7 protein-coding genes are annotated in these 5987 nt (G+C 61.8%); 4 read left to right on the top strand and 3 right to left on the bottom strand.

Features of this window, described 5'->3' with window-relative positions:
- Positions 1–146 precede the first annotated feature (146 nt).
- Positions 147–764 (top strand): PAQR family membrane homeostasis protein TrhA, encoded by a 618-nt coding sequence (trhA, locus tag PMI36_RS05725; protein WP_007897999.1) that lies wholly within the window; start codon positions 147–149, stop codon positions 762–764.
- A 59-nt stretch (positions 765–823) separates the two neighbouring features.
- Here trhA and PMI36_RS05730 read toward each other — a convergent pair whose 3' ends face one another.
- Entirely contained in the window at positions 824–1786 is a 963-nt protein-coding gene (locus PMI36_RS05730; protein WP_008074758.1) for a LysR family transcriptional regulator, read from the bottom strand.
- A gap of 108 nt (positions 1787–1894) precedes the next feature.
- Between PMI36_RS05730 and PMI36_RS05735 the strand changes: the two genes are divergently transcribed.
- From PMI36_RS05735 to PMI36_RS05745, 3 genes are read left to right on the top strand one after another with little or no spacing between them, the layout of a single operon-like run.
- Positions 1895–3136, top strand: coding sequence for a D-amino acid dehydrogenase (locus PMI36_RS05735; RefSeq protein WP_008074757.1), 1242 nt, complete (start codon positions 1895–1897; stop codon positions 3134–3136).
- Between the two features lie 18 nt (positions 3137–3154).
- Positions 3155–3505, top strand: coding sequence for a RidA family protein (locus PMI36_RS05740; RefSeq protein ID WP_008074756.1), 351 nt, complete (start codon positions 3155–3157; stop codon positions 3503–3505).
- A 27-nt stretch (positions 3506–3532) separates the two neighbouring features.
- A complete protein-coding gene (locus PMI36_RS05745; protein ID WP_008074755.1) occupies positions 3533–4435 on the top strand; it encodes a transporter substrate-binding domain-containing protein in 903 nt (300 codons plus the stop codon).
- A 132-nt stretch (positions 4436–4567) separates the two neighbouring features.
- On the opposite strand, the gene PMI36_RS05750 is transcribed toward PMI36_RS05745, so the two are convergent.
- Both PMI36_RS05750 and PMI36_RS05755 read right to left on the bottom strand, forming a co-directional pair.
- Positions 4568–5287 (bottom strand): 16S rRNA (uracil(1498)-N(3))-methyltransferase, encoded by a 720-nt coding sequence (locus tag PMI36_RS05750; RefSeq protein WP_008074754.1) that lies wholly within the window; start codon positions 5285–5287, stop codon positions 4568–4570.
- Between the two features lie 152 nt (positions 5288–5439).
- On the bottom strand, positions 5440–5987 hold a 548-nt coding region (locus PMI36_RS05755; protein WP_008074753.1), incomplete at its 5' end, for an aminotransferase class III-fold pyridoxal phosphate-dependent enzyme.

Raw genomic sequence — 5987 nt, 5'->3', positions numbered from 1 at the left:
TGCGATCTTTTGATCTTTGGCACCTTTGGGGGCGCCTAGAATCAAGATCAAAAGATCGCAGCCTCGTTTCACTCGACAGCTCCTACACAGCTCCTACACCGGTCCTGCAGGGGCTTTGTGTTAATGAATTTTGAGGTGAGCAACGCATGTATCACGGGGAAAGATTGAACGCCTGGACGCATCTGGTCGGGGCGGTGGCGGCGTTTGTCGGCGGCGTGTGGCTGTTGGTGATCGCCAGTATGGATGGCAGTCCGTGGAAGATCGTCAGCGTGGCGATTTACGCGTTCACCTTGCTGGTGCTCTACAGCGCCTCGACCGTGTATCACAGCGTGCGCGGGCGCAAGAAAGCGATCATGCAGAAGGTCGATCACTTTTCGATCTACCTGCTGATTGCCGGCAGTTACACACCGTTCTGCCTGGTGACCCTGCGCGGGCCGTGGGGCTGGACGCTGTTCGGGATTGTCTGGGGGCTGGCGCTGATCGGCATCCTGCAAGAAATAAAACCGCGCTCGGAAGCGCGGATTCTGTCGATCGTGATTTACGCGGTGATGGGCTGGATCGTGTTGGTGGCGGTCAAGCCATTACTGGCGGCGCTGGGGCCGGTCGGCTTTACCTGGCTGGCGTCGGGCGGGGTGTTGTACACCGTGGGGATTATCTTTTTTGCCCTCGACCATCGCCTGCGCCATGCCCATGGGGTCTGGCATTTGTTTGTGATTGCCGGAAGCGTCCTGCACTTTGTGGCGATTCTGTTTTATGTCTTGTAGATCGCATTGCAGCTATCTGCAAAACCTGTGGGAGCGGGCTTGCTCGCGAAAGCGTCAGGTCAGTCGACATCATCGCTGACTGATCCACCGCTTTCGCGAGCAAGCCCGCTCCCACAGGGACACAGGTGATCCAATTGCGCCTGCGCCCGTCGGCTGAACACCTGCAACAAGTCGCTCAAGGTGTGCGGCGGTGGCTCGTCGGCGCGGGTCACTGCGTACAAGGTGATCGGTAGCGCCGGCGCCAGGGGGCGAATCGCCGTGGTGGCGGGGGACGCGCCGAGCGCGGTGAACGGGTCGATTACCGCCAACCCGGCGCCGGATTCAACCATCGCCCGCGCCAGCGAATAGGTCTGCACCGCGATGCGTACCTTTGGCGGCGGATTGACCGCTTCAAGGTAGCTGTCGAGTCTGGCGGCCAGCGGGTCGGCGCTGGACAAGCCGATCAGCGGCGCACCGGCCAGTTCGATCAACGGCAGCGGTTTACCGTGAGTGTCGTCGGGCCAAAAGCCCTTCGGCGCCAGCGCCACCAGCATCCCGCAGGCTAGAGCCTGCGCCTTCAGGCCTGGATGATCGGGCAGTTGCAACGTCAGGGCGACATCCACTTCGCGCATCAACAAGTTTTGCATCAGCTCGCGGCTGTGGGCGCTGGACAGTTCGCAGGCGATTTGCGGGTAGCGTTGCGTCCATTCGTTGATCGCCGGCGGCAGCAGCGACAAGGCCAGCGCCGGGATCGCGCCGATCCGTACACTGTGGCCCGGCTCGCGGCGCAGGCTCTGGGCCAGGCGTCGCACGCCTTGCAGGCTTTCGGTGACCTTGTCGACCTCGCGCTCAAGCTCCAGGGCTTCGGGCGTCGGCTGCAATTTACCGCGCACCCGCAGGAACAACGCAAAGCCCAGTTGCTGTTCGGCGTGTTGCAGCACTTTGCTCACCGCTGGCTGCGACACGTGCAGCAACTGGGCGGCGCCACTGACCGAACCGGTTTGGCGAATGGCCTGGAAAATTTCGATGTGTCGCAGTCGCATGGCAAGTCCATAACCTTTGTTTATGGCTCAGGCATCTTTATGCATTGTTCAACGTCTGTCACCTGGTCCTAAGCTGAGGGCACGTTTCAACAACGCTTAAGGACTGACATGGCTCAGCGGGTTTGCATCATCGGTGGCGGCGTCATCGGGCTGACAACGGCTTACGCACTGGTTCGCGACGGCATCGACGTGACGCTGATCGAGGCGCGGGATTCGTTTGCCAGCGAGACCAGTTTCGCCAACGGCGGCCAGTTGTCCTACCGTTATGTCGCGCCACTGGCCGATGCCGGCGTACCGTTGCAGGCGCTGGGATGGATGTTGCGCGGTGACTCGCCGTTGAAGCTGCGCCCGCGCCTGGACCCGGCGCAATGGCGCTGGATGGCGTCCTTTCTGGCGGCCTGCCGGCGTTCGGTGAATCAGCGCAACGGCGCACACCTGCTGCGCCTGGCGCTGCTGAGCCAGGCCACGCTGCAAGGCTGGCGCGACGAAGACCGCCTCGACGGTTTCGACTGGCGGCGCAACGGCAAACTGGTGACGTTTCGTGAAGCCGCGAGTTTCGAGCGTGCGCGCCAAGGGCTGGCTGATCCGCGACAGCAACAGGTATTGTCCCGGACCGAGTGCGCACAGCTGGAGCCGGCACTCGCCGAGGCGCCATTCGTGGGCGCGATCTACACGCCCGATGAAGAAGTCGCTGATTGCCATGCTTTCTGCCTGCAACTGGTGGCCCGGCTCAAGGCGTCGGGGCGTTGCGAGTTTTTGCCGGGGCGCACGGTCACCGGCATTCGCCACGGGGACGGCGCGGTGCAAGCCGTCGAAATGGGCGCGCAGGTATTGCCGGTTGAGCAATTGGTGATCGCTGCCGGTCATCGCAGCCCGGCGCTGGCGTTGCCGGGCATGAACCTGCCGCTGTACCCGCTCAAGGGTTACAGCCTGACCATGCCGATCCGCGCCGAACACCGCGCGCCGGAGCTGAGCATCACCGATTACAACCGCAAGATCGTTTACGCCCGCATCGGCGCACAACTGCGGGTGGCGGCGATGGTCGACATTGTCGGTTTCGACCCGGCACTCGACCCCAAGCGTCTGGCGCTGATCAAACGCCAGGCGCAGGAAACATTGCCCAATGCTGGCGATTACGACGCCGCCATCGAATGGGCCGGCATGCGCCCGGCCACTCCCAGCGGCGTGCCGTTGATTGGCGCCACGGCATACCGCAACCTCTGGCTCAACCTCGGCCATGGTGCCTTGGGTTTTACTTTGGCCTGCGGTAGCGCTCGGCTGCTGAGTGAGTTGATTGCCCGGCGCACACCCTCGATCGAAATGCAGGGCCTCGCCCCCCGCGTCGCCTGACTTGAAAAGGAAAAACCGATGAGCATCAAGCGTATCAACAGCAACAGCCGACTCTCTGGCGCGGTGACCTTTGGCGATCTGGTGTTTCTCTCGGGACAGGTTCCGGGTGACAGCACCGACGTCACCGGCCAAACCGCCGAAGTGCTGGCGAAGATCGATGAATTGCTGGCCGAGGCTGGCAGCGACAAGGATCACTTGCTCAACGCGACCATTTACCTGAGCGACATTGGCCGCGACTTCGCCGCCATGAACGAGGTCTGGTCACAATGGCTGTCGCCGGACAAGGCACCGACCCGCACCACGTTGCAGGCGCAACTGGCCCGTCCAGAGGTCCTGGTGGAAATCACCGTGATCGCCGCCCGCCGCTAATCGCCTTACCCACAACGGAGAATAACAATGCAAAAAATCACGTTGATCGGCTGCACCCTCGGCCTGCTGCTCGGCAGCCAGGTCCAGGCCAATGAAGCGCCACTGACCGGCACGCTGAACAAGGTCGCCAATGCCAAGAGCATCACGCTGGGCTATCGCGATGCGTCGGTGCCGTTTTCTTACGTGGGTGATCACACGGGGCAGCCGATGGGCTATTCGGTGGACCTGGCGAGCAAGATTGTCGAGCGCATCAAGCAAAAACTCGAGCTGCCGGATTTGCAGGTGAAGTACAACCTGGTGACCTCGCAAACGCGTATTCCACTGGTGCAAAACGGCACGGTCGACCTTGAATGCGGCTCCACCGGCGTGACCGCCGAGCGTATGCAGCAAGTGGCGTTTTCCTATGGATTCATCTACGTGAAGGGGCAGTTGCTCACGGCGAAGGACAGCGGCATCAAAAGCTTCGCCGACCTGCGCGGCAAGAACGTCGTGACCACCGCCGGCACCACCAACGAGCGGTTTCTGAAGAGCTACAACGTCGATCACAAGATCGACATGTTCGTGATCAGCGCCAAGGACCATGGCGAAGCATTCCAGATGCTGCAGTCGGGGCGGGCAGCGGCGTTCTACATGGACGATGCGCTGCTCTACGGTGAACGGGCCAAGGCTCGCGATCCGCATAAGTGGGTCGTGGTGGGCGAGGAGCAATCGCGGGAAATCTACAGCTGCATGGTGCGCAAGGGCGATCCGCAATTTCTCGAGTTGGTGAACACGACGCTTGCCGATTTGTATAGCTCAGGGGAAATCAATGGCATCTACAATCGCTGGTTCCAGCAGCCGATTCCGCCTAAAGGTTTGAACCTTGAGTTTCCGATGACCAGCGAGTTGAAAGCGATCATTGCGAAACCGGTGAGTGATCCGGTGCAATAGTTCCTGAACGATCAGATTCTGTTTTGTGTCTTGTAGATCGCGTCGCCGGCCTTCGCGAGCAAGCCCGCTCCCACACTTGATCTGTGTCGTTCAGAGATCAAATGTGGGAGCGGGCTTGCTCGCGAAGAGGCCCTAGAAGTCGCCCCAAAGTTGTTGCGCCACCGCCAACGCCACCACCGGCGCGGTTTCGGTACGCAATACTCGAGGGCCGAGGCGGGCGGCGTGAAAGCCACCAGCCTTGGCCTGTTCGACTTCAGCGTCGGACAACCCGCCTTCCGGGCCGATCAGAAACGCCAGCGTCGCCGGTTTCGCATGGCTCACCAGCGGCTCGGCCATCGGGTGCAGCACCAGCTTCAATTCGGCCTGCGTCTGCTTCAACCAGTCGGCCAACAGCAGCGGTGGATGAATCACCGGCACCGAGGAGCGCCCGCACTGCTCGCAAGCGCTGATCGCCACCTGACGCCAGTGCATCAGGCGTTTGTCGGCGCGCTCGTCCTTGAGGCGGACTTCGCAGCGGTCGGTGAAGATCGGGGTGATTTCGCTGACGCCCAATTCGGTGGCTTTCTGAATCGCCCAGTCCATCCGCTCGCCACGGGACAAGCCCTGGCCGAGATGGACCGCAAGCGACGACTCGACTTGCCCGGCGAAGCTTTCATCGATTTGCACCACGACGCGCTTCTTGCCGACTTCCGCCAGCGTGCCGCGAAACTCATGGCCCGAGCCGTCGAACAATTGCACCGCATCACCCTCGGCCATGCGCAGCACGCGGCTGATGTAATGGGCCTGGGCCTCGGGAAGCTCGTGCTCGCCGGTGCTCAAGGGGGCGTCGATAAAGAAGCGGGACAGTCTCATCTTGGGTCTCTGGAAAGGTGTTAATTATCTGAATCGGTGTCGACTTCATTCGCGAGCAAGCCCGCTCCCACAGGGTAAACGCGGTCAATTGTGGGAGCGGGCTTGCTCGCGAAGGCGGCGGCCCAGATACCACAAAAGCTCAAGGGGATCACTTAGCCCGGATCACGGTAACCCGGATGAAAGTCCTTCGGCACCGCCACGCTGATGCTGTCGCGGGTAGCAATGTCGATGCCTTCACTGGCCACCTCGGCCAGAAAATCGATCTGCTCCGGGGTAATCACGTACGGCGGCAGGAAATACACCACGCTGCCCAGCGGCCGCAGCAAGGCACCACGCTCCAGCGCATGCTGGAACACCCTCAAACCGCGACGTTCCTGCCACGGGTAAGCGGTCTTGCTGGCCTTGTCCTTGACCATTTCGATGGCCAGCACCATGCCGGTCTGGCGCACTTCGGCAACGTTCGGGTGATCGACCAGGTGCGCGGTGGAGGAGGCCATGCGTTGGGCCAGGGCCTTGTTGTTCTCGATGACGTTGTCTTCTTCGAAGATATCCAGCGTCGCCAATGCCGCCGCGCACGCCAGCGGATTGCCGGTGTAGCTGTGGGAGTGCAGGAAGGCGCGCAGGGTCGGGTAGTCGTCGTAGAAAGCGCTGTAGACCTCATCGGTGGTCAGCACCGCCGCCAACGGCAGGGAACCGCCGG

Origin of the sequence: Pseudomonas sp. GM79, from assembly GCF_000282495.1 — a bacterium.
Taxonomy (GTDB): Bacteria; Pseudomonadota; Gammaproteobacteria; order Pseudomonadales; family Pseudomonadaceae; genus Aquipseudomonas.
The sequence above is the reverse complement of the archived record's forward strand: the minus strand, read 5'-3'. Positions and strand labels throughout refer to the sequence as shown.

Bases quoted from the DNA above. Each gene is read 5' to 3' on its own strand.
- trhA (WP_007897999.1), top strand. From the start codon at position 147: ATGTATCACGGGGAAAGATTGAACGCCTGGACGCATCTGGTCGGGGCG.
- PMI36_RS05740 (WP_008074756.1), top strand. From the start codon at position 3,155: ATGAGCATCAAGCGTATCAACAGCAACAGCCGACTCTCTGGCGCGGTG.
- PMI36_RS05750 (WP_008074754.1), bottom strand. From the start codon at position 5,287: ATGAGACTGTCCCGCTTCTTTATCGACGCCCCCTTGAGCACCGGCGAG.
- PMI36_RS05730 (WP_008074758.1), bottom strand. From the start codon at position 1,786: ATGCGACTGCGACACATCGAAATTTTCCAGGCCATTCGCCAAACCGGT.
- PMI36_RS05735 (WP_008074757.1), top strand. From the start codon at position 1,895: ATGGCTCAGCGGGTTTGCATCATCGGTGGCGGCGTCATCGGGCTGACA.
- PMI36_RS05745 (WP_008074755.1), top strand. From the start codon at position 3,533: ATGCAAAAAATCACGTTGATCGGCTGCACCCTCGGCCTGCTGCTCGGC.